The sequence below is a fragment of the Streptomyces sp. NPDC020747 genome, from assembly GCF_044334695.1.
Classification (GTDB): domain Bacteria; phylum Actinomycetota; class Actinomycetes; order Streptomycetales; family Streptomycetaceae; genus Streptomyces.
The window spans coordinates 1-21,953 of the sequence record NZ_JBIRTJ010000033.1; the positions used below are offsets into that span (position 1 = coordinate 1).

General features: G+C 67.5%; 17 protein-coding genes and 1 pseudogene. 6 read left to right on the plus strand and 12 right to left on the minus strand.

Features of this window, described 5'->3' with window-relative positions; all coding sequences use genetic code 11:
• Nucleotides 1-111: 111 nt before the first annotated feature.
• The 3 genes from ACH4YP_RS46685 to ACH4YP_RS46695 all read left to right on the plus strand — a co-directional run bounded on the left by ACH4YP_RS46685 (nucleotide 112) and on the right by ACH4YP_RS46695 (nucleotide 2,340).
• A complete protein-coding gene (locus tag ACH4YP_RS46685; RefSeq protein WP_398497559.1) occupies nucleotides 112-507 on the plus strand; it encodes a hypothetical protein in 396 nt (131 codons plus the stop codon).
• A gap of 659 nt (nucleotides 508-1,166) precedes the next feature.
• A complete protein-coding gene (locus ACH4YP_RS46690; protein ID WP_398497560.1) occupies nucleotides 1,167-1,961 on the plus strand; it encodes a hypothetical protein in 795 nt (264 codons plus the stop codon).
• Nucleotides 1,954-2,340: a GntR family transcriptional regulator gene (locus tag ACH4YP_RS46695; RefSeq protein ID WP_398497562.1), complete on the plus strand. Its 387-nt coding sequence runs from the start codon at nucleotides 1,954-1,956 to the stop codon at nucleotides 2,338-2,340. Before ACH4YP_RS46690 ends, ACH4YP_RS46695 begins: the two co-directional genes overlap by 8 nt.
• Here ACH4YP_RS46695 and ACH4YP_RS46700 read toward each other — a convergent pair.
• The 3 genes from ACH4YP_RS46700 to ACH4YP_RS46710 are packed head-to-tail and all read right to left on the minus strand — an operon-like array spanning nucleotide 2,337 to nucleotide 6,920.
• On the minus strand, nucleotides 2,337-5,735 hold the full coding sequence (locus ACH4YP_RS46700; protein WP_398497564.1) for a hypothetical protein: 3,399 nt from the start codon (nucleotides 5,733-5,735) through the stop codon (nucleotides 2,337-2,339). The genes ACH4YP_RS46695 and ACH4YP_RS46700 overlap by 4 nt on opposite strands.
• On the minus strand, nucleotides 5,728-6,588 hold the full coding sequence (locus ACH4YP_RS46705) for a serine protease (protein ID WP_398497566.1): 861 nt from the start codon (nucleotides 6,586-6,588) through the stop codon (nucleotides 5,728-5,730). The genes ACH4YP_RS46700 and ACH4YP_RS46705 overlap by 8 nt, the downstream gene beginning before the upstream one ends.
• Nucleotides 6,585-6,920 (minus strand): CU044_2847 family protein, encoded by a 336-nt coding sequence (locus ACH4YP_RS46710; protein WP_398497568.1) that lies wholly within the window; start codon nucleotides 6,918-6,920, stop codon nucleotides 6,585-6,587. Before ACH4YP_RS46710 ends, ACH4YP_RS46705 begins: the two co-directional genes overlap by 4 nt.
• A gap of 391 nt (nucleotides 6,921-7,311) precedes the next feature.
• Between ACH4YP_RS46710 and ACH4YP_RS46715 the strand changes: the two genes are divergently transcribed.
• Complete coding sequence (locus ACH4YP_RS46715; RefSeq protein WP_398497570.1) at nucleotides 7,312-8,184, plus strand: hypothetical protein; 873 nt, start codon at nucleotides 7,312-7,314, stop codon at nucleotides 8,182-8,184.
• 127 nt (nucleotides 8,185-8,311) lie between these two features.
• Here the strand turns inward: ACH4YP_RS46715 and ACH4YP_RS46720 are convergent, their stop codons facing one another.
• Nucleotides 8,312-9,514, minus strand: coding sequence for an IS110 family transposase (locus ACH4YP_RS46720; protein ID WP_398497572.1), 1,203 nt, complete (start codon nucleotides 9,512-9,514; stop codon nucleotides 8,312-8,314).
• A gap of 243 nt (nucleotides 9,515-9,757) precedes the next feature.
• On the opposite strand from ACH4YP_RS46720, the pseudogene ACH4YP_RS46725 reads away from it, so the two are divergent.
• Nucleotides 9,758-10,150 (plus strand): annotated as a pseudogene (locus tag ACH4YP_RS46725) (transposase family protein); the annotation flags it as partial.
• A gap of 491 nt (nucleotides 10,151-10,641) precedes the next feature.
• On the opposite strand, the gene ACH4YP_RS46730 reads toward ACH4YP_RS46725, so the two are convergent.
• From ACH4YP_RS46730 to ACH4YP_RS46765, 8 genes are all read right to left on the minus strand, one after another.
• Nucleotides 10,642-11,226 (minus strand): hypothetical protein, encoded by a 585-nt coding sequence (locus ACH4YP_RS46730; RefSeq protein WP_398497574.1) that lies wholly within the window; start codon nucleotides 11,224-11,226, stop codon nucleotides 10,642-10,644.
• A 209-nt stretch (nucleotides 11,227-11,435) separates the two neighbouring features.
• Nucleotides 11,436-13,490: a hypothetical protein gene (locus ACH4YP_RS46735; RefSeq protein WP_398497575.1), complete on the minus strand. Its 2,055-nt coding sequence runs from the start codon at nucleotides 13,488-13,490 to the stop codon at nucleotides 11,436-11,438.
• Nucleotides 13,487-14,227: a hypothetical protein gene (locus ACH4YP_RS46740; RefSeq protein WP_398497577.1), complete on the minus strand. Its 741-nt coding sequence runs from the start codon at nucleotides 14,225-14,227 to the stop codon at nucleotides 13,487-13,489. Before ACH4YP_RS46740 ends, ACH4YP_RS46735 begins: the two co-directional genes overlap by 4 nt.
• Nucleotides 14,228-14,385: 158 nt before the next feature.
• A complete protein-coding gene (locus ACH4YP_RS46745; protein WP_398497579.1) occupies nucleotides 14,386-15,114 on the minus strand; it encodes a Crp/Fnr family transcriptional regulator in 729 nt (242 codons plus the stop codon).
• Nucleotides 15,111-15,632: a Pycsar system effector family protein gene (locus ACH4YP_RS46750; RefSeq protein WP_398497580.1), complete on the minus strand. Its 522-nt coding sequence runs from the start codon at nucleotides 15,630-15,632 to the stop codon at nucleotides 15,111-15,113. The genes ACH4YP_RS46745 and ACH4YP_RS46750 overlap by 4 nt, the downstream gene beginning before the upstream one ends.
• 335 nt (nucleotides 15,633-15,967) lie before the next feature.
• Nucleotides 15,968-17,875, minus strand: a complete 1,908-nt coding sequence (locus ACH4YP_RS46755; protein ID WP_398497582.1) for a UvrD-helicase domain-containing protein — start codon at nucleotides 17,873-17,875, stop codon at nucleotides 15,968-15,970.
• Nucleotides 17,876-17,878: 3 nt separating this feature from the next.
• Nucleotides 17,879-19,759 (minus strand): ATP-dependent nuclease, encoded by a 1,881-nt coding sequence (locus ACH4YP_RS46760; protein ID WP_398497584.1) that lies wholly within the window; start codon nucleotides 19,757-19,759, stop codon nucleotides 17,879-17,881.
• A 409-nt stretch (nucleotides 19,760-20,168) separates the two neighbouring features.
• Nucleotides 20,169-20,471, minus strand: coding sequence for a helix-turn-helix domain-containing protein (locus ACH4YP_RS46765; RefSeq protein WP_398497626.1), 303 nt, complete (start codon nucleotides 20,469-20,471; stop codon nucleotides 20,169-20,171).
• A 458-nt stretch (nucleotides 20,472-20,929) separates the two neighbouring features.
• On the opposite strand from ACH4YP_RS46765, the gene ACH4YP_RS46770 reads away from it, so the two are divergent.
• Nucleotides 20,930-21,937 (plus strand): tyrosine-type recombinase/integrase, encoded by a 1,008-nt coding sequence (locus ACH4YP_RS46770; protein WP_398497585.1) that lies wholly within the window; start codon nucleotides 20,930-20,932, stop codon nucleotides 21,935-21,937.
• Nucleotides 21,938-21,953: the final 16 nt, after the last annotated feature.

Genomic DNA, 21,953 nt, shown 5'->3' on the forward strand with positions numbered 1-21,953 from the left:
GCTCTCCCGGTCCCCTTGCTGCACAACGGACATGACGCCACGTCACTCACGAGACCGGCGAACCGGACCAATCCCAATCACGCAATGCCCCTGGTCGCCTGAGGAGGCACGATGACCGGGACGGGCGGGCCGCAGTTCTTCGGGCCGGTCAGCGGAAGCCAGTTCGCCATCGGCAACCGCGATGTGGTGCAACACCAGTACGTCGCTGGTGGAGAACCGGGCTCGCAGCTCGCGAGGACGATGCGGACACTGCTGACTGCACTGGAAACCCTGGGGTTGTCTCCCGAAGGCGAGGTGACGGTACGCCAGGACGCCGAGGCGGTCCTCGAAGAGGTAGCGAACGAACAGCCCGACGAGGGGCGCCTACACCGGTTGGTGTCCCGCATCAGGAACGCCCTATCCGCCGTTGCCGCCGGAGCAGTCACTGGGGCCGCGACCGGCGCAGGAAGTGGCGCTGCCGAGCTGGCCCAGAGCATGCTGACTGATCTTCAGCGGGCGTTGCCCTGAAGGAGTAGCTCTACGTGGACGGCGACCGGGACGTTGTACGTCACCACAATCAAGTTGGAGCGGAAGCTGCAGGACCTCCAGTAGGTCCCGCGCTCCGAGTCCGATCGCAATGGCGAGCTGGATCATCGTCCCGGCACCCCGCGCTCATGCCGGACGGGAGCACCCTGGCTAGGACCTGTCTGATAGTTGATGAACGTCGAAGAGAAGCGGCCGCACCGTTGATGGTGCGGCCGCTTCTGTTCTCCCTCGCCATAGCGGGTATGCAGCATCGGAGAGGCCGCTCCGGGACGTCGTCCCGGCTTCGATGCTCACGGGACCGCCTGCGGCCATCGAGCTGCGTCAGCTGACCGTGTTGTACATGGTGAGCTCGAATTTGTAGTTGTCATTGCGGAGGCTGCCGAGAAAGTTCAGGCAGCGCGACGTGGAGTAGCTGCTGTTTTCTGCCCAATGCCAGTCGCCGTGCCCACCGCGGACCGCCTCCCCGTCGAACCGACCGCCTGCCCGTCCGCCGGCCGCTTCCCCGTCGTGTCTCGGGAACCGCCCCGCTCCGGAACCCGTCTTCCCCTCGCACCGCCTTGTATCGAATGTTTGACACAAGATCCCGGCCACGGCATCTTGTACTCACTGCTTGATACAAGATGATCCGGGGGGATCTCCGCATGCTCGACGCCGCCCCGCCCCAGTACCGGTTGCTCGACCACGCCGACCACTACGCCCGCTGGTCCGGTCTGGCCATCGGCCTCGTGGTCGCGCAGGCGCTGTCCACACTGGGGGACGTCGAGTTCGAGCAGCGCGTCGTGTTCTGCCTCACGGCCTTCGGCCTGTGCGCGGTGGCGGGTGTCCTGCTCGCCGACGCCCTGACCCTGCGCCCCCAGGAGGCGGTACGCACCGCGAGCCTCGCACCACGCCTGGTCAGAGACCATGTGCCGCCGCACATGGGCCCTCTGATCGCCCTCCAGGGGCTCTCCCTCGTCGTCCTGCTGGTGATCACGGCCGCCACGGCCTCCGTCGACCCCGACCGCGTCTTCAGCACGGGAAAGATCCTCACCCTCACCTGCAACGGGATGCGGGCGACCACCGGCCCCTGGCCCGGCCTGTACTACACCCTCCCGATGTTCGGCGCGCTCGCCATAGCCACCCCCACCTGCGTCTGGGCCCTGCGCCGCATCGCCCACGGTCCGGGTGAGGAGCAGCAGCGCCGCGACCGCGCATGGGCGGTCACCGGCGCCTGGGGCCTGCTGGTGTCCAGCCAGCAGCTGTACGCCGTGCTGATGGTCTCCCTCGCGCTGACGGAGACGGGCTGCGGCGGCGCGCTGGGCGTGCTCACCTTCTGGGTGTTCTACCCGCTGGCCCTGCTGAACCTGTTCACCGCCGTCTGGTCCCTGGTCACCGTGCTGGCACCGCGGGCCGTCGCCGACGAGGCGGCGGCAGAGGGGTCCTACGACGATGAGTGAGGCCGCCGTCCGCGTCGACACCACCAGCCAGGTCCCGCCGTACGAGCAGATCCGCGCGCAGCTCGCCGCGCTGATCGTCACCGGGCGGCTGGCCGAGGGCGACCGGCTGCCGACCGTGCGCCAGCTGGCCACGGACCTCGGGCTGGCACCGGGCACCGTCGCCCGCGCCTACCGTGAGCTGGAAGCCGGCGAGCTGATCCGCACCCGTCGGGGCGCGGGCACCCGGGTGGCGGCGCCGCCACCCGGCCCGACCCGCCCGCACACTGTCCAACTCGCCACTCTCGCCCGTGACTTCACTTCGTCCGCCCGCGCCCTGGGCGCCGACACCGAGGCCATTCTGACCGCCGTCCGCGACGCCCTGGGCCCGGACCCTGCCTAGTAGGACCGCGGCGGCAGCGGCTGGTGTTCCGGCGATTCGTGCAGCCGGCTCGCCGAGGGGGGCAGCGGCGGGCGGGAACGCGCGATCATGCGGAGGCGCTCCTCGGCGAAGGAGGGATCCGCGGCGTACTCGGCGTGTCCGAGGATCGGGGCTGGCAGCGGGTGGTGCAGGCTGCGGCCGTAGGTGAGCGGATCCTTCAAGTAGCGGTCGACCTCGGATCCCGCGTCTCCTACGAGGCGGACCGGGCCTCCGAGGGGATCGGTTGGGCGCCACAAGTTGCGCCAGACGTCCACTTCACGGTGGAGTCCACTGAGCGCCACAGGGCCGAAGTATGCCGGGAACCACCTCCCGTACAGCCGCTCCAACGGAGAGCCGTACGTGAGCAGCATGACGCGCTTGCGAAGGCTTGGGTCGAGCTGCCACAGGGCAGCGACGGCAAGCACGCTGCCCTGCGAGTGCCCGGAGATCAGGATGCGGCCTCCCGTACTTCGACCCCAGGCCGTCAGACGCCACACGAGATCGGGCACAGCGCGCTCTGAGTAGCACAGCCGCGCGAAGGGATGGGCGGCCCGCGGCCAGAAGGTGGCCAGGTCCCACAGCATGCCCAGCGCACCGCGGGAGTCGGGACTACTGCGGGTCCTGCGGCCGAAAGCGAGGAAGAGCAGAAGGCCGGCGGCGATGAGCCAGGAGCCCAGCGCCTGCGCGGTCTCGGCGACCTCTCGCACCATTCCGGATGCCTCTCCCGATGCCCGGCCCGGCGGTGTGTCGGTTAACGTGGGCCCGGTCAGGGCGTAGGCGTTGAACACGGCGGCGGCTGCGGCTGTGCTGCTCACCAGCAACGGTGCGAAGTCGGCGACCGTGGCGCGCGCCAGAGCGGCAGCGATGGTGCGGCTCCGCAGGGCGTCCTGGGGCTCGTCGGGATAGCTGTACCCCACAGAGGCCGCCGCCCTCCGCTCGGTCAGCCGCAGGCGGATGGACAACGTGCCCGCTTGGACGACGAACAGCGCGAGCAGCACCGGGATTGCGGACACCTGCCAGGTCATCACCAGGGGCGGCCCTGCGATTGAATCGTCCGCACCCGCCGACCTGCTGAGCCAGTCCGAGAGCCCATGGACCGCGCCCGCAGCCAGGATGTTGTAGAGGAAGCAGGCGAGCATGACGGCGGCCGCCGGCGCCAGTCCCGACAGCGCGGTGCGGATATTGGGCGTGGAGCGGTGGAGCGAGTGCCCGACGACCCCTAGTGCCACGACGAGGAGCCCTTGGACCAGAGGGCCCACCGAGAAGAGCGAGACGCCCGGCAGCCGCGCGACCGACTGCCAGTTCGGCCGGGACCACAGCGCATACCCGACGGCAAGCAGGAGGAGGGCTGCGGAGACGGCGGGAAGGCGGCGGACCAATGGGTCGGTCCGCGGGTCGATCCTCGCGGCGGCATGGCCCCGGCGGCACACGACCCACACCACGGACACGGCGAGCGCCGTAATCGCGCCCTCCAGGATCCACCCGGCCACGGCGAGCTCCGCGACACCGTCCGGTCCGCGGTCGAACCTGGCCGGCGCGAGGGTCAGGAAGGCGGCAACGACTAGGCAACCCGCCGTGGTGTGGGCGGCGTTGAGCCGGGCAACGAGGCGTCGGCCGTACCAGAAGCCGGGCAGTGATAGCGCCGGCTCCCAGCTGCCGGACTCCGGCTCGGGGCGGCGCTCGGGCGGCCGTTGGGACTCATACGCGTTCCAGGTCCGGTGGGACAGCCGCCACAGGAGGACGACGAGTGCACCGGGCAGCAGGGCGCCTGCCATGAGCCGCGGGCCGGGCCGACTCCACCAGCCGCCCGAGGACGGCGACATGAAGTCCAGCCAGAAGCTCTGACCGCGTGCGCACGCGGCGCTGCCCGCGCACTGCCAGGCGACCAGGTCCATCGAGAGCTCGCAGGCCGCCGCCACCATCAGGACGGTCAGACTGAGTGCGGCGAGCCGTACGAGGATCCCGTGGAGACGGAGAACCCTAGGGCGCCCCTGGGCCACTGGATGCATCCAGTGGGCGAGGTTGACGACCAGGAAGGGGAGCAGCAGGAACCACAGGGCCCGGCTGCCGCCGACCGACGCGAGCTTCGCCCAGCTGTAGGCCTCCGGAACCGGCGAGGTCCGATCGTCCTCCTGCTCCGCGTGTACGTCGTCGAGCCTGCGGTAGAACGCCGACGTGTCGTCCCCGGTAATCCGTACCACGCGGGGATCTCCCAGCATCTCCTCGGGCGTGGCTCCGTCGATACCGTGCAGCAGCAGCTCCAGCAGCGGGCCGGACGGTGAGGAGGAGGCCCACCTGGAGGGCGCCGCCCCCTGCGGCTCCGGCGGGGGCTCCTCCTCCGGCTCGGGTGCGGCGGCTTCGGCTCTCCGGCGGGTGGCGACGGGGCCGCCTTCCTCGCGCCCGTGCACGGCGAGGGCACCTTCCTCACGGACAGGTGCCTCTTCCTCGCGGACCCGTTCCGTGGCCTCATAGGCCTGTTCCAGTGCGCCCCGTACCGCCCGCGCCTGCGGATGCCGTGCTCCGAGCGTCGCCGAGAGCCGCTGAGCCGTCGCCGCGAGCACGTCGGTGAGACGGTCCATACGCTCCAGGTCGCGGTCCCGGAAGGCCAGTTCGTGGCGGGCCGAGGCCATGAGGGCCAGCGCCTCCAGGGACCGGAGGTGGCCACTTCCCCAGCGGTCGATCTGCTGCTGGCAGACGGCCTCCAGGTCGCGCGCGAACCGCCGGACGCGCCGTGTGCTACCGCCCTGGCGGGCAGCGAGGAAGAGTACGGACGTGGTCCGCATGCGGATGTCGAGCCGCTGCTTGTCCTCCCGCGCCCCCCGGGCGAGGCGCTCGCCGCGCCGGGCCTGGGCGCTGGCCCTGCGCCACCTCCCCTCCCGGGCGGCGAGGAGGGCGAGACCAGAGCGCGTGTAGGCCTCCTCGGTGCGGGTGCTCGCGGAGCGCAGGGCACTGTCCAGCGCGGCCTGTGCGCAGCTGAGGGCGTGCGTCGCAGAGAGGTCCGGAACCTTCTCCTCGGCCGCCTCGGTGAAGATAGTGGCCAGTCGGTTGAGCACCAGGCATCGGTGCTCCGGCGGGGTACGGCCGTTCACGATCCATTGTTCTGCGAGGGACAGGTGGCCGAGCCACAGCTGCCACAGCTCCAGCTCGCGCAGCAGGGCCATGAAGTAACCGAAGTCGGCGACGGACCGCGGCGTACCCAGCCACTCGGCGTCGCGGGGGGATGGCAGCAGACTCGACAGCCGACCCCGGGCCTCCGCCTCGCCCTGCACTGCAGCCTCGGCGGCTTCGATCCGCTTGCGCCAGGCACGACCGGCATCCGACGAGGCGTACTGCACCTCCTCCGCACGTCCGACCTCGGGCGGTGGCTCACTACGCACCGTCGGCCCCCCTGCCCAACAGTCGGTCGCTCAACTTCCGTAGAGCGCCGCGCCGTTGCTCCTCGGCCTCCGCCCGCGAGATAAGGCCACTCTCCTCCCATGCCCGCAGCGAGGCCAGGAAGTCCTGAGCGTCCGCGAGCGCGCCCTCCTGCGTTCCGCCTTCCGTGTGCGATGCCGGACGCTCCGGCTGCCGGGGTTCGGCGGACAGCCCCTCGGCCCCGGACACCAGCCACCTCAGATGTTCGACGTCGAAATACGGGAACAGTTCCAGCGCGTGCCGTACGGACGCTGCGTACAGCACGTTGCTGCCCTGGCCCGCGGCCTCGTCCCGCCGTGGCTCCTGCTCCATGAGGATGCCCACCACGCGCCGGAGCGCGCCCTGGGGGTCGCCCTCGGTGTCCACGGGGCTTCCGGAGTAGCCATGGAAGTCGCCGATCTCCTGGTCCACGGTCAGCTGAAGGCCAGTGAACTGCCTGTCCTCGACACGGTGGCGGACAGGCGCGTGGGTCACCATTCCGCTCAGGCGTGTGGTCTCGCCCGGCGGAAGGTACGCCCCCTGCCAACTCACCTGCGGGCGCGGCCAGTCCGTGGCAGGTGCGGGCGGCAGCCCGTGTGTGTGGGCGTACTCGACGGCAATCAGCGCAAGGTCGGCATCCTTGATCGCGTCGCACAGCCGGCCTGACAGCTCGCGGCCGTCCGCCAGGCGGAGATCCATCACGGCGTCCGGAGACGACAGGTCGCGCAGGCAGTGCAGTGCGGTGAGGACGAAGCCCCGGGTGACCAGGAGCCCGGCGCCGAGGTGCCGCAGACCCTCGTCTATCCGCACCCAGTGCGATGGCAGCGGCTCGCTCATGGTGCCGGAGTGGTCCGCTCCACGGTGAGCGTCACCTCGAAGGATGCCTCTGCGGACGCCTTGGAGAGAATGACCCCTGCCTCCGCCGAGAGCGTCAGCCCGAAGACCACCTCCATGCTCTTCACGGCCCACCCGGCCCGCTCGGGCACCCGCGCGAGAGAGTCCTGAGCGATGGCAGAAGCCTGCAGGATCGCCTCCTGCACTTCGCCGGCACGTTCGGTGAGCGGAGCCGACGTGCGTGATCTACGGGAAATCTGGCGTGCTCCCTGCGCGTCCAGCTCAACGGTCTCGACACGTACGACGGCCGCGCCGTCCGCCGACTGGTCCCCCATAGCCGTTCCCCTTCGCGCCGCCCGGTCGATCAAACAGCAGGGTAGACCGCGCGGCAGACCTAGGAGGGGTGGAATCGGAGGCCGGAGGGCGACGGCGGCCGTTCCCCGACCTAGACGACGATGTGCACGGTCCTTCCGGCATGAGTACGCCCGGCCCGAAGCCGTTGGCGCGTGACCATGACGACGCCGTCGCGAGGGACCCGGCGGGTGACGCTGATCGGCCCGGCGGCTGGTGGGGGCAGCGGGTCGGTGGCGAGGAGACCTGCGGGACCGGTCCCGGCGTCATCGGGCACACTGGACGCCAATGGAACCGGGGCTTGAACTACGCGGGCATAGTTGGATCATCCACCGTCTTGTCACCGTCCGTTCCGACGATGGTCGCGTTCTACTTGTGAGTGCTGACACCCACAACTCCGTGCGGGTATGGGATCCCTTGACCGGTGAGTTGGTGGGTGGGCCGGTCAAGGGCGATGAGGTCCGCACTAAGTTCGCCGCCCTGCGGTTCGGGCCAGTCGAGCTGGCACGGGCGTCCGGCCGCGGTGTCGTGCCTGCCACGGAACGGACTCGCGCCCTCATCGTGGACGTCGGCGGCGAGCGCGTTCGGGTCATCGACCCCGACACAGACCTGGTGGTGTTCGAGTTCACGCAGCCCCCCGACCCGCCGGAAAGCATCGGCCCAAGGGTTTTCGGGGAGGCTGGGGTGCGGTTGAGCGGCGGCATAGCAGGTTTCGTCACCGCTCGGTTCAGCGGCTTGGTCGAGCTGTGGGCGCCGACGCGGCCCCAGTTGGTGCCAAAACGGTGGAGGTGGCGTAGGCATGACCTGGCCCACGGATGCTTCGGAGGAGATTTGGCCGTGCTTGACCCCGGATCGGGCGGCTCGCACCTGGCTGTGAATCGTCGCCGGGCAATCGCGGTGTGGGACGTCACCGCCCGGCGCCAGGTGGCGCGGATTGACCTCGACGCACCCATCGACACCTTGGCACCGGTCCCGCTCGCGAGCGGACCGCTCCTCGCCGTAGGCGTCGGCTGCGGCCTTGATGCAGGGGTGCAGGTATGCGATCCGTATCGGGGACAGCTCGTCGGAGAGGTATTCAACCGGCACGGCCCCGCTTTCGGTCAGCAGGGCTACAAGTCGTCGATCATGGCGCTGACCGCAGTGCCCGGCCCTGAGGGCACCGTCCGGGTGGCGAGTGGAAGCCACGACGGCGTGGTCCGTATCTCGCCCCCGATCGGCAAGGCCAGTGATCTGGCGTTCACCAACTGACTGGATCACGAAGCCCTGCCAGGAGTCGCCTCAACCTGTAGCGCCATCAGGCTGCCTGGGCGAGGGAGGGCGGTGTCACGGCCGCCCCCGGGGTTGCCGAAGCGGGGGGGTGCCCCTATGGGTTTCGTCAAGCTGATGGGGCGGGCTGGGGTTCGTAGAAGGTGCCGTCGCGGAGCATCGCGAAGAGCACGTCGGCTCGTCGTCTCGCGAGGCAGAGGAGGGCTTGGGTGTGGTGCTTTCCCTGGCTGATCTTCTTGTCGTAGTAGGTCCGGGAGACCGGGTCGGCCAGAGCTGCGAACGCGGACAGGAAGAAGGCCCGTTTGAGCTGTTTGTTTCCGCGGCGGGATGGTTGTTCGCCGCGGATCGAGGAGCCGGAACTGCGGGTTGTGGGGGCGAGGCCGGCGTAGGCGGCGAGGTGGGCGGCGGTCGGGAACGAACTGCCGTCGCCGACGTCGATGAGGATGCGGGCTCCGGTCCTGACGCCGATCCCCGGCATGGACGTCAGGACCTTCGAAAGAGGGTGGTTCTCCAGCAGTTCATCGATCCGAGTGGCCAGGAGTTTCCGCTGGTCAAGCACTGCTTGGAGCGAGTTGGCGAGGCTGGGGACGATCAGAGCGGCTGCGTCGGTGCCCGGGACGACGACGGTTTGTTCGTCCAGTGCGGTGAAGATTTCTTCGACGAGTCGCTCGGCCATCCGCGGTGCCTTCGGACGTATCAGCGTAATGAGCCGTCGGCGTCCGGCTTTGCGGATCTGGGCCGGGGAGCCGAACTGGTCGAGGAGCTTGAGCACGGCCGGGTGCTGGACGCGTGGGCCCAGGACGCGTTCCAGCGACGGGTGGATCTGCGTCAGCAGGCCCCGCAGGCGGTTGCTGATGCGGGTTGCTTCGCCGGCCAGGTCGTCGTCGAAGCCGACGATCATCTCCAGCTCGGCGATGGTCTCGTCCTGGAGGTCGACCGAGCGGAGCGTGTGCGGCATGACGCGGGCCGCGTCCGCGATGACGAACGCGTCGCGGGCATCGGTCTTGGCCTCGCCGGGATAGAGGTCGGCGATCCGTCGCATCGTCAGGCCGGGCAGATAGGCGACCGGGCAGCCCATGTCCCGGGCCACCGCCAGCGGCAGGGCGCCGATGGAGGCCGGCTGATCGACCACCACGAGCACGGTCCCGTGCTTGGCCTGCAGTTTGCCGAACACTTCGCGGAGTTTCGGCTCGCTGTTGGGCAGCCGCTTGTCGAAGGCCTTCTTTCCGGCCGGTGTGACGGCGGTGGCGTGGTGTTCGCCCTTGCCGACGTCCAGGCCGAGGAAGGCGCCGATGTCACTGACGTCGATCACGTGCGTCCTTCGGTCGTCCTCGCCCGGCCGTCCCACGGCACCGATCGCCACATCCACATTACGAAGAGCCTCCCGACCTGCGAAGAAGCCGGTGGTCATGCCCCTAATCAGCGGTCTGTCGATGCCTCCGGAGCCGGTGACACCACCCCCCAAGACATGCGATCGACAGGGGGAGAAAGTCATGCCAACTCCGAAGGCCGGGCGCCCCATTGCGGGGCTACCAAAAAGGTAATGGGGGGCAGGAAACATAAACGGCAGGGCATGAACGTCCAGGTCCTCACCGATGCCTTCGGACGACTGATCTGGGCCTCGCCGGCTCTGCCCGGCTCGACGCACGACCTGACCGCCACTCGACAGCACGGCATCATCGAAGCCCTCGCCGATGCGGAACTCACATGCTGGGCGGCCAAGGCGTACCAAGGCGCCGGCGGACCCGTCCGAATACCGTTTCGGGGCCGCCACCTCAAGCGATGGAAGCGCCGCCACAACACCACCCACGCCAAGATCCGTTGCCTCGGCGAACGGGCCATGACCATCATCAAGGGCTGGCGCCTCCTGCGGCAGTTGCGCTGCAGCACCAACCGAATCACCAACCTGGTGAAGGCCGTCCTCGCCCTTCACCACGCATCAACGTGAGGTTGGAAAACGCTCATTGTCTGGATGGCGCTTGTCGGCGACGGGATTCAACCACCGTCGACACCGCTCGCACAGAATCCCCGGGCGAAGCACTGAGGGGTCCCTCCAGGCCGCCGATTGTCGGGGACTGCAGCGGACTGTGCAAGGCCCACCACCACCCAGCAGACGAGCAGGGATGGGCCCAAGGCCAGCCAGCCACGCCGCAGTCCGACCGGTCCCCCTCAGCGAGGTTCAGGCAGGGTGCTGTATCTGCCAAGGCGTTGAGGGGGGAGCAATCGATTCTCCCTTCTACCCGTCTGCTTACTGCGCTTCGTCGGGTGGGTCCTCGGCGAGGTGTCCGTGGTGGCGGTACACCATTTCGTCGGGGTGGCGTATCACCCGGGCCAGTCGCCAGGCCGCGTCGTAGGACATGCGTCCGCGTTCTTGGGCACGAAGCTGTAAGGCCAGGAGGCTGGTTGCCGGGTCGAGCAGCCAGCGCAAGGCGGGTGGCTTCATCGGGCGGTGCCCGCCTCAGCAACGAGGCGCGGCTCTGCCCCGTCACCGCGGCCACTTTCGGGCGAACCAGCGGCTGATTGCTCGCCCGGCGTCAGCAGGGCGATCGCGTCGTTCCAGCCCATCTGGTCCAAGACGGTGCGCACCGTGGTGGTGAAGCGCGCATGTTGCCCTGGGTTGTCGCCCAGTTTCTCCCAGACGTACAGGAGGGTTTGGGCGATGCGTTCGGCCTTGGACTGGATGTCGTCAGCCGCGCCGACCAGCGGGAGGATCTTCTCCTTGAAGACGTTCCAGTCGAGGGAGTCGAGGTCGTCCAGGTGGCGGTCGAGCCACCAGATGCGCGTGGTGTCCGGCGTGTGGAAGACTGCTTGTCTGAACCGTTCTCGGCGTTCGTGTTCCTGCGCAAGCTGGAGCGTCACCTCGCGTAAGGCGTCTTGGTGTCTCTGGGCCCGGTCCGCGTTTTGCTCGGTGAGCATCAGCGTGATGCGTGCCTTCAGCCAGAGACCAGGGGTGTCTTCGGGGGTGTGCCAATGCGCTGCGGCGAGAGTGAGGCGTTCCTGTGCGGTGGCGAGTTGTTCGGGCATGTGACACTCGGTGATGCCACGACCGAGTTCGTCCAGGGCGAGTCGCGCGGCGGCTCGGGCGGCTGCTGTGCCAGCTGTCTTGAGGGGGGCGGGCACCCGGTAGGCGAGTGTGCCGCGGGCGCAGAAGCGGATACCGGGCAGGCGTGTGGGCCACTGGGCCCGGATCCGACTGCGCCGGCGACTCCACCACGGGCCCGGTCCGTCGATCGTCAAGAGGTTGATGCCTCCTCGGACGCCCGGTAGCGGTAGGCGGCCCGTTCCAAGACCTCCCGCCAGAACGGATCGATCGCCGACTCTTCCGTCACCATGAGCCCGTCGAGGCCGGAGCGGCGGCTGGGCGGGGTGAAAATGTCCGCGAGCAGGTCCAGTACCGGTTCCTGGCGCTCGGGGTCGTCTTGGAAGCGTTCTTGCCACCGGGTCAGTTGCCTGCCGACCGCCTTCACAGCGGCGTCGGTGGACAGCAGTTGCTGCCATGCGCGGACGAGTCGCAGCCGAGCCTCAGGGGTGGGCACGTCGTTCAGGACCAGGTCTGTTCCCTCGTCACTGGAGACAAGAGCGAGGAACGCTCGCAGAGTCTGACGGCGCACGGCCTCGTCGGCTTGTCCGGTCTCTGCGTCGCTGAGCCATTGGTCGACGGCCTTGCGCACCTGCTCCGGCCGTCGCACGGCGAGCTGCTGGAAAGCATGGACGACGGTCGCGGAGCCGAAGTCCTTATGCCCTGCCGCCTTGCCCAGACGTGTCAGTGCGAGCGCCGGCTGGTTGATTCCCCAAGTGCCTGCGCAGATCTCGATGACGAGGTCGACCTTGCTGTCCGACGGGTTCTTGGCATCCATCCACTGGCGCAGGCGATCCCTGACGTAGCGGCCGAACTCAGCATCCCCGGCTGCGTCGGTCAGGGCTTCCACGGCCAGGACCCGTCGGGGGCCTTGGAGGTCGCTGGCCAGCCCGTCGAGGACGGCCCGGTCGTGGCGGCGCACCGCCAGATCCAACAGCGCAGTAGTGACCCGGCGGGCGTCCTCTTCCGGGATGGTCCGGTCTGCGGCGAAACCGATGGCCCACGTGCGCAGAAGTTCGCGCTGAGTGGGGAACTCGTCCCACAGATGGCGCAGGATGGCTGCGGGCAGGCCTTTCATATTCTTGTCATGGAAGGCCCGGTCCCCGTCGCAAGTGATATTCGCAGCGTCCAGTCGGCTCGACGTGGTGGCGTCGGTCAGGACGTTGGCAGGGTCGCGTTCGAAGCCGAGTCGGGCCAGGAGGTCGTCGGCTGCTTTGACGACGGACCTGCGCTGCCCTCCGTGCAGCAAGGCGCCAGCCCAGACCATGACCCTGGTGGACAACAGCTGCGTGTCGCTCCCCCTCGCCCGGTCCTTGCTGAGGAGGGTTTCGATGTCGGCGTGCCAGTCGCCGAACTCGTTGACGATTGCCTGGATCTGCTCAGGACCGGATGCCCGGATGAGACGGTCGGCCAGACGCCACGACGCGCGTGCGGAGGGGTTGGCCTTCCAGATGTCACCAAACTGGTTCCCCTCCAGCCAGGCCACACGATCGCCGCGATGGTGCGCCCGCAGTTCGGCCGTGACGAGGGCCCTCGCGTCGGGAGACTCCAGCCGGACGGTGAAAGGCAGCGTGGGTTCGGCCCAGTGGCCGTACCAGTCAGCGGGCGTGGCCAGGATGACGAGGAAGGAGTTCTTCTTGCGCAAGTCCTCCCCATAGCCAACCAGGTCAGTGCCCAGCCGGTCGTCTGGCTGCTCCGGGAGGTCGGATAGATCGAGGACGTATCCCGTCGCTTCCTCTTCCGGTAGCGGGCGGACCGAGGGCTTGGACCACTCCGGGTCAAGGTCGAAAATGGCCGGCGGAGGGTTGGTCGCCTTACGTAGCAGGCGTACGGCAGCCGTGCGTCGGCCAGTGCCTGAGGCTGCACAGAGCACGACGACTCCGTGCTCCTCCAGCAATTCGGAGGCGGCCTCCCACTGGCCCGTGTTGCGCGGCGGGACGAACCGGCCGTCCTGGCTCGCCTTGTAGGCGGCGTCGCTCTCGGCGATGAGGATGGGGATCGCCTGGTCGCCGTTCAAGTGCAGGTTGTAGGCCTGGATACCGTGCTTGCCGGAGTGACTGAAGCTCACCGGGCCGGAGCGCGGCTGGCCGTTGTGCTCCCTGTCTTCTGGCGGTGAAGGGAAGCCTGCAGGCTCGTGCGGCACCGCGGGCTCCGCCGACGGTGCCGCGGGGTCCGTACGGTCTTGCTGGCGCGGCTCGTGGCCGATCATCGCTGCCCCCGTCCAGCGCCGAAGTGGTTGTAGGCCTGGACGCCGTGCTTGCCGGAGTGACTGAAGCTCACTGTGCCCGGGGCGGGGGAAGCCGCCTGGGGTGAAGCTCCGGGCACAGAGGCCAGCTGCTCAGTGGCCACGTCCGTGGTGTGGAGGGGTTCGAAGATTTCCGGATCCGCGAGCCGCCAGTCGAAGCCGGGGACGTGGACATAGGCCGGCTGCTGGAACTTCTTCACCTTCACCAGGTGGCGCATGAACTGGTCGGGCAGGACGTCGCCGTTGAGACAGCCGCTTTCGAAAACGTCCTCGTAGACGCGTTGCGAGATGATCACTGCGGTGTTGGTGATCTCCGGGTTCGCGCGGTTCAGCAGGGTGCGCAGCGCGTCGTCGTCCAGGAGCCGGTGGGTGTGAACCATTGGTACGCCCAGTCCGGTGTTCGGCAGCGGGCCTACGTGGATGCTGACCCTGAGTTGCAGGGGCGTGCTGGCGGGGGCATCGGCGCGTCGGTGGGCCAGGGCCTTCCGGAGGGCATCGGGGAAACAGCCCACCAAGGCGGGCAGGACCTCTGGGTCCATGCCGGCGACGTAGCTGTCGCCGGCGTGCTGGCCGAACATCCGCCGCTCCCAGTGAGCGCTCACGTTGCTTGCGCCGAGCGACTGCGCCAGCAGCGGCAAGATGTCGGCGTTCACCTGTTGCATGCCCTTGCTGTCCAGCGCGCTGAAGTTGCGGGCGTCCACGGCCAGTACGGCTCGGTAGGGCCACAACGGTTCCCATGACGGCAACATGTGCCGCTCCTCTCGTCGCGTGTGTTCGCCGCAAATGACGGCGAACGCCACCCTCGTGGAGCAGCAACGGCGAGACGGTCCAGCATTGGACGGTACGAGCGTGCGGTGAATCACATCGCAGATGTGGCGCCCTTGCGGCTTTTGACGCTGGGGAACTCTCCACCCCGGGCGACTGCCCTGAGGCGGGCCATGTCTGTGATGATCAGGCGCCGTCGACCCAGTGTCAGGATGCCGGCCAACTGAAGCTCGCCCAGAGCTGCAAGCGCAGACGAACGGCGCATCGCCGCCATGGTGGCCAGCTCTGTGCGGGGCATGCCCAGTTCCACGAGCAGGCCGGTCGCCCCCTGGGGACGCCCGACTTCGTCCGCGAGATGGCTCACTACTCGGGCCACGCGTGCCGTACAAGATAGGTGCATCAAGTCTGCCCGTAGGCGTTCGTGGCTGTTGAGCCGTTCCACGGTCAGCTGGTAGATGACCGACTCCAAACGATGACGCTCCACATAGCCGCGGAAGGCATGGGCGGGGAGCACGACTCCGGTACAGCGGCGTGCCGCCGTTACGGTGGCTGAGCGTGGACGACCGAGTAAGGCGCCCATTTCCCCGAGGACTTCGCCTGGTCCGCGCAGCATCAGAGTCAGTTCGTCACCACATTCGTTGCTTTGGCCGACCTTTACTAGGCCGTCGACCAGTGCGATCACGCAGTCGGGTGACTCGCCCTGGGCGAGGAGCACGGATTTGGATGGGTAGGTCCGTCGACGTCCACGGTCGATCAGGTCACGCCAGACGTCGGTGGATACCAGGGAGCGGAAGTTCACGGCGGTGCCCTCCTGGTGTGTCATCCGACGACGGTTGCCAAGCCGAAGGCGCCACATCCCGCGACCGCCAACATCAGCGACCACTGCACCCGGCGGTGCTTGTTCCAGGCGATCTCGCTCATCACCACCACCTGTCGGGACAACGACGGCAACGGGTCCTTGTCCCGAAGCGCCGCCTCCAGCACCAGCGGATCCAAGTTCCGAACGTGCCCGAAGTACAGGAAGTCGTCGTTACTCTGCGGCCCCCGTCGTTCCTTGCGGAGGTTGGGAGAGATGGCCAATGCCGCGCAGCCGATTCCGCCCACCATGAGTAGGACACCGGTCCACAGCAGCAGCCGGGAACCGGTCGAGTCGAGATCACCAGCCGCTCGCTTCGAGCTTGCCAACAGACCCAAGACGGCAAGAGCAGTGGATTGCATCGTCAGGGCGAACGACGCCTTGGAATCAGCCTTGGCCGTCCAATCTGCAACAGATGCCTGGATCCGCCACGCAGTCTCTGCCGGTTCAACCGCCATCACGTCATCCCCCTCGGAGTCGGCCAAGGCATTACCTGCCCGCCCGGGCAGAAGCCTGGACAAGGCAGCCAGACCCAAAACACCACTTAGGGCACTTTGGCCGAGAAAGGACACTTGTCGACCGCAAGACGAGAGACAACCCGCCGCCAGAAGAAGAACACCCACGGCACGCACGAACCGGGCATCCGCCACGGTGCCGGGCCGCCATCCACGCCGCCCGCCAGCGCCGAAATCGGCGCCCTGCGCGCCACGGACAAGCCGCGTGTTGGGCCGCTGCGTCGCCACCGCACGTAGTTGCTGACCTGCTCGGATCGCACCTGACTCACAGAGACGGTCCTGATCACAGCGGTTCCGTCACAGGTTTAGCGGATGCCGATGTCGTGGACGGACCAGCCTCGGGCCGTCATCGCCTCGACGTACGGTTCGGCTCTTGTGCGGTGCGCGGCGAGGGCCAGAAGATGGGTGGGGCGGGTGGCGCCCACGAAGACGAGCTGTGCAGCGCGCTGGATCGTGACGAGCGCCTTGGAAGCGTCCTGCTGCCGGCTCAAGAGTCCCAGGACCTCGTGCACGTCGTACTTCTTGCCGCTGCGTTCCAGGCATTCGAGGATGAGCGTGGCCGCATGAGTTTCGCCCTTGGCGCTCTGGATCGATCCCGCAACCGACAGCACCACACCCTGCTCCGCGTCAGCCGACGCCTCAAGCACGGAGGCTGGCTGGGCAACGTACGGGACGTGAGCAAGGGGATCTGCGAGGCGCACCACCCCTTTCAGGGGGCTCTGAGTCAGGTCGGGCAGCAACCGCACAAGCCGGGCGGTGAAGACAGCCCATTCGGCGTGGCTTTCGAGTGGGCTCGTCAGCATCTCGTGCAGGAGCAGACGTGTCCGGCCTCCGGCGGTGGCCGGGTCTCGGTCCAGTCGCCTCAACGGGGGCAGGCCGCCTGAACTGGTCAGTCGGGCGAGGTCACGTATTGCCTTCCACAGAAGGGTGACGGCTGCGTGGTTGTCGCCGGATTGCCGCGCTGTCTGGGCAGCGCGTGCCGTCGTGATGAGGCTGCCGGTTGCCTGGCTGGGCACGGTGGTGAATCCGGGCACGTAGCAAGAAACGGATTGCGGAAAGGCCTGCGCTCCTCCGCGGGTGAGGCGGGCGCCCAGTACGCGGGGCGGGCAGTCCAGCAGCAGTTGCCGTGGGACCGCGGCTGCTGCCATCCGCTCGAAGGTCGGCACGACCTCGGTGACAGAGTCGTCGTCGAAGAGCAGGAGGGCGATGGTCCCCTCGTGGCCGGCGCCGTCGATGCTCTGGCGGCGGTGGACGGTGAGGTCGCTGGCGAGTGCTGCGACCTTGCTGCCGAAGCGGCGGCTGACGGGGAGTTGGGCGGCGTGAGGCAGGGGGAACGACGAGGGCTGTGCAGCATCCGGTCCGTCAGCAAAGATGCGCTGATTGACGTCACCCACTCGCTGGACGACCGTGCTCGGCGAGCCGAAGACCTTGTCGAGCAGGCGTTGCTGAAGGTCACTGGTGTCCTGCATTTCGTCCAGGAGGACGAAGGGGAAGCGGTGGGCGGCGGCCAGCGCGAGCTGGGGGTGATGAAAGAGGTGGTGCTCTGCGATGGCGAACATGTCGTGGTAGCGGAAGACGCCTCGCTCGGTGAGCGTTTCTTTGAGAGCGGCGAATTGTTGGCCACTGTCACTGGATGCTTTGAAGGGAGGGGTGCCGTCAGGTCCTGTCGCGATCAGATCTCCGGCGTCACACACGTAGCGGGCCTCGGCGACCAGAGAGGGGCCGTTCGTGCGGTGTCCGAGTGCGGTGTTGAGTTTCCGAAACTGGGGGTGGCGTTCGAACATCCGGAGGGCTTCGTCCGCGTAAGCGTGGTCGTCTACGATCTGGACCTCAATGCCCCGGGCTCGTAGGGCCGGCAGGGCGAAGAAGGTGTTGGTGAACGCCTGGATCGTGCCGATGAAGTGCGGGTACTGCAGCAGGCGGCGCCCCGCCGGGCTGGCGGCGAGGCGGTGGGCAATTTCGTCCTTGGCCGTGTTGGTGTGGGACAGGACGCAGATGCCGCGCGTGGGCGAGGTCCATCCCTGGCACAGGAGGGCGAGCTTGAGTCCGATCAGGCTGGTCTTGCCCGAGCCGGGAGCTGCTTGCAGGTCTAGGGTCTCCGCGCTCTGGATGAAGTCCCACTGTTCCTGGTGCGGCAGTTCGAGGCCGAGTTGCTGGGCGAGTGCCTCGACCTTGTCCTTGATGAAGACGTCGGGCGCGTAGAGGCTTGTCATCGCTCAGACCTCGCTGCACAGGTACGTGAAGGCGGCCACGAGGTAGGGCGGGAGATCGGCCTCGGTCACGGAGGTGGTCTTCAGAAGCCTGGCCGCGTGATGGGCGGCGATGGGCTTGCTGCCCCGGGCCCTGCGCAGCGGTTCATAGATGTCCAACGCCGCTTTCTCCAGGGGGACGTTGTTCTCTCGCCACTTCGTGACCTCGTCCCGCGCGGAGCGGTCGAGGTCAGCGAGCTTGTCCGCGGTGGGCCAGGTGGTCTTGGAGGCGACGGCGGCGCGGACGGCCTGGTGCATCAGGGTCGCCATGGTCCAGGAGGCGGCGGCCAGGTCGTACTCCAGGGTCCAGTGGTCGGAGACGAAGGTGCGTACGTGGCCGCTGTCCTCTTCTTTCAACCCTGCGACGTGTTTGTCGATCTCTTGCTTGGTCATCTCCGCTGAGCACTTCAGCTTTTTGCGCATTTCCTCCGAGGTGCCGGCGGGGACGAGGTCCCGGTCTCGGATGCAGGCCACTGCGACCGGGATCTGCTCGCCGTCGCGTTGGAAGATCCGGCTGTAGCGGAAGAGGCCGACGCCGCCGACGTTGACGACGCTGACGCCGCATTCGTTGAACGACTTACCGACTGCCTGGGCGAGGGCGGGCAGGACGATGGCTTCGGCGTCGCCTTCGACAATGGCGACGCTGCGGGCGAAGAACAGGTTGGCCTTGGTGACGTCGAGGAAGCGGGTGAGGAAGGCGTAGTCGCCGTCGTCGAGGCGGGTCAGGCCTGGGGCGAGGCGGAAGGTGGATCCGCGGGCGACGAGGGTGAGGTGTTCGACCGGGATGGCCGACGCGAGGTTGGGGCTGTGAGTGGTGAGGATGACCTGGACCGGTGGTGTCCCAACCCCTTTGGGGGCGCCGGCGCGATCCCGCAGAAGGTCCATGATGCGGGTCTGGAGCTGCGGGTGGAGGTGGGCTTCGGGTTCCTCGATCAGCAGCAGGGGCGCGAAGGCGCTGTTGCCGAGCAGGAGCAGTTCGGCCGCCATGAACAGGGCGTTGTTGTAACCCAGGCCGTGCCTGGTCCACTCCCCCGTGCCCGCGAACAGAGTGAGCTCCAGCCGCTCCAGCGCACGGGCGAGCGTGGCGTCACCCGCGACACCGATCTCGCCGCGCAGGACGTCGGAGCCGATGGAGAACTTCTGCAGGTAGCCGGAGTTGATGTCGTCCCGGGCTGCCTTCACGGCCTCGTTGTCGCTGATGTCGCGCTCCGCGCGGCGCAGGATGCCGACCAAGGTGGTCGCGCTGCCTGACTCATCGTCGAAGTCGACCTCACCTTGTGCGCGCATGGCCGGATAACCGGCCAGGATCTGCGAAAGCCGTGATCCACGGCCCGAGCGCAGCTCCGCCTCGGCATCCCGCAACGGACGCAGGTAGGTGGCCTTCAACAGTTCTCGGGCGGCACCGTCCAGGGCCGGCCCCTGCCCGTCGCGCCCGGTGCGCGTGGTCACCGCGACGCGATGGGGACGCAGCGGGTCCATCAACTCCGCTTTGACGGTGACGTAGAGGGCGACGTTGCCGTCGTCGTCCGTGGTGAGCAGCTCCAGGAAGACCGCTTGTTCTTCCGTCGTCAGGTCCTTGAAACCGCAGGTGATCTTGAAGGTTCCCGCGCGGCCGTCCGGTCCGACGTGGAAGTCGTCGCGCGTGATGCGGTAGAAGTCAGCCGCGGTCGTCAGCAGGCACAGGCGGATCGCATCAATGATGGCCGTCTTGCCGCTGTCGTTCTCGCCGACGAGGACGTTCGTGGCGGGACCGAAGCCCAGGCTCAGACTGGCGTCCTTGTCACCGTCCTTCTGCGGCGCCGCGCCGAAGATCCGGAAGTTCTCCGCGTACAGGCAGGCAAGGTACAACGACGTCCCCCGAGTGATGAGCCCGAGCCCCGAATGGCCCAAGCGGCTGCAACCGCCTCAAGTGCCCCACTCGCATGCGGTCCTGACGCATCATACGATTCTTCGCAACACTTATGTCCCGTTAGGAAAATCCGCTCCCAAAGCTGGAAAAGACACCTCAGATCGCCAACTCCAACAGCAGGGCGAGATCGTCATTGCGGCACGTCTGCAAGGAGATGGACCCTCACGGCGAGCGTGCGTGACAGCAGGACGCCTCCCACGTGCACGCCTTGTGGCGCCGCACTGAGTGGACGCGTCGGTAGGTTCGCGCGCACCTCCTCCGCGGGGCCTCCGAAAGCATCGCGACGATCACGCCTGCGGGCTCACCGTGACCCCGGGAAAACCACGATCGTTTGGTTGACGCCCCGGACTACTGAGGCCGGGATTTGCCAGATTCTTCCCGGGTGATGTGGTTGACGAGTTCCCCCGGCTCTACATCGAGCCCAGCAGCGATATCCAGGAGCGTAAGCACGCTGGGGCTGCGCTGCCCATGCTCGATATAGATGAGCCCACGGAAACTCAACCCGCTGCGCTCCGCGAGCTCTTCCAAGCTGTATCCCCGCCCCTCTCTGAGTCGTCGAATCTGCATACCGAGGGATAGGAGTCGGGGATCTGGTGACGGTTCGCGTGCTGGCACACAGCGACACCATCCGCACCACTTCCCCCAGACCATGAACAGCTGTGCATAATCGAGCCCCAAGCGGGAAATCCTGCATGTGAGCACACACGACCAGTTCCGCAGCTACGGCACCCGTGCACCTTGCCCGGCACAAACGGGCAGACCCCCTGTGACGGCAAGGCCGCCAGCCCACCAGCAATGAACGAGAAAATATGGCCAGACCCGCGCTGCCATTCGACCGATGGCATAAGTCATTTCCGAAACCCCACCGCGGCGATACACCCTGCAGGTGCGGGACCAGAAACCGGCCCCTCTACCCGTCAGCAGACCACGGACGGGGATTCCGCTGGCAGGCCCGCTACGTAGATCACCTCAGGAAGGAACGCAGAGAATCGTTCGGCACGTGGCAGGAGGCTCTCGACCGGCTCTGCGAGTTGACGGCGGAAGGTGCGACCGCAACGGGATGGAACCCGTCGGCACGCGGTGCGCGAGTAGCCTTCTTCGGTGCGCAGATGATTGAGCGCAAACGGAAGAAGAAAAAGAGACCCAACACGATCAACAACTACGAGAGTCATCTCCGTAACCACATTCTCCCGTTCGCCGGGGATCGCCTGCCGGCATCACTGCGGCGCCGTGACTCGATGGCCTTCATCGATCACCTGCTGGAGAAACCCAGCCTCAGATCAGCGCGCACAGTTGTCCAGATTTTCAAGACGTGGCGCATTCTCATCCACTACATGACGGACGAGGATATTCCGCTGCCCGCAAACATCGTGTCCCGCATCGAGCTTCCCGAGATCGATGACAGCGGAGTCGCTCTGACTCCCGATGAGGTGGCTGCAGCAGCCGTAGCCATGCGGGAGATCGAGCCGCGCTACGAAGTCCTGGTATGGATCGGCGCGTGCGCAGGACTACGCGTCGGCGAAGCCCTGGGCCTCACGCGCTCACGCGTCGACTGGCAGGAAGATCTCCTCCACGTCCAGGAGCAACGCCAGCGCGGCAAGGCAGCGCCACTCAAGACGAAGGCCAGCTACGCAACCCTGCCTGTGGATCACTTTCTGATCGAACGGTTGACGGCACATGTGGCTTGCTTCAGCGAGCCGGAACCCATCACCCAGGAGGCTGCGCGCAAGCGTCGGGCCCGGGGTCACGTCGAACCAATGGACGAAGACCTCATCGTGACAAACCGATATGGGAAGCCCGTGCAGAGCAGTGACTTCAACGGGAAGTGGCGACGCGTCGTCGCCCGAGCCGGTCTTCCTGAAGGAACCCGCTTCCACGACCTCAAGGGCTTCTACACCACCATCCTCGGCGGGCCAGGCCAGCATGATCCGAAGACAGTCCAAGTCCTCTCACGTCACGCCCGGTTCACCGAAACATGGGACACCTATGCGCGCCCGCCGAGGGCAGCGGAGGGCCTGCACGTGACCGCGTTCGGCGACGCATTCCGTTCCATGAGCTTCGTGAGTCTGCGGTGCGGTGGTGTCACCACCCGTTCAACGAACGAGTCCTGGATATGAGGGCTTCCGCCCCAGG